The 1,152-nt window shown below is 71.1% G+C and carries 1 protein-coding gene and 1 pseudogene; both read left to right on the forward strand.

All coding sequences use genetic code 11. The features are described from left to right. A pseudogene (locus tag IE225_RS32655) lies at window positions 1-626 on the forward strand (hypothetical protein); the annotation flags it as partial. Between the two features lie 85 nt (window positions 627-711). Continuing rightward, window positions 712-1,152: peptidoglycan recognition protein family protein (locus IE225_RS32660; protein WP_229880217.1), on the forward strand; the 441-nt coding region annotated here is incomplete at its 3' end.

Raw genomic sequence — 1,152 nt, forward strand, 5'->3', positions numbered from 1 at the left:
GCAGCGCGGCACCGACCAGCGCAAACCACCTCGCCCGCAAGTCGTACGTCGACGCGGCAGCGTTCGCAGGCGAGTGGAGCCCGGCCGACCACGGCCTCGCGTGCTGGGCATTCGACCCCGCCCTCGCCGTATCGACCGGCCTGTACCCGGGGTCGGGCCCGATCCGGGTCACGGCCGTGATCCTGCGCACCACAGCCACGATCAACCGGATCGTGTGGTTCGCCACCGGCTACGCGGGCGGCCTGCAAACCGGATCGTGGGCCGCCCTCTACAACAGCAGCGGAACGAAGGTCGCCGCGACCGGCGACATGTCGACCGCCGCCTACGAGCCCCCAGAGGAGCACGACGCCGGAGGCGGCACGATATCGAGCCCCCTCACGGCCGCCTACTCCGCGGCGCCCGGCATCTACTACGTCGCGTGGCGCATGGTCTACAACACCACGACCGGCGATGGCCCGATGCTGCTCGCCGCTGAGTCCGGCGCCGGCGCCCCGCCGAACCAGTTCGGTTACACCCTGGTCCGCCGGTTCGGCGTGTACTCGATCGGCGCCAGCAGCGCCCCGGCCTCGCTCACCCTGTCGAGCATGGAGAACGGGGCGAACCGCTTTTGGGTCGGCCTCGCCTAGACCGCCGCCCACCCCCTCGCACATCGCACGCCCGAGCGCACCGCGCCGGGCGTTTTCTCATGTCTGGAGTACCCCCGTGGCACGTATGCCCGGCGCCGAGTGGCGCCCCATTCCCGTGAACTTCACCAGCAACGGTCAGGCTGAGGTGCGCGGTGTCGTCGTCCACATCATGGACGGGACCTTTGAGGGCACCGACAGTTGGTTCCGCAACCCCAAGGCCAAGGCGTCCAGCCACTTCGGCACCAGCCGGACCGGCCGACTCCGCCAGTGGGTCGACACCCGCGACCGCGCGTGGGCGCAGGCCGGCGGCAACACCGCGTGGCTGTCTGTCGAGAACGAGGGGCGGGGCGGCGACAGCCTCACCACTGCCCAGCTCGACCGCGTCGCCGAGGTACTGGCGTGGGCGCACAAGACCTACGACGTGCCGTTGCAGGTGACCAACTCGACGTCCGGGCGCGGCCTCGGCTACCACGCGATGGGCGGTAGCGCGTGGGGCGGTCACACGTCCTGCCCCGGCTCGCACGTC

The organism is Streptomyces echinoruber, from assembly GCF_014651135.1.
GTDB classification, from domain to species: Bacteria; Actinomycetota; Actinomycetes; order Streptomycetales; family Streptomycetaceae; genus Streptomyces; species Streptomyces echinoruber.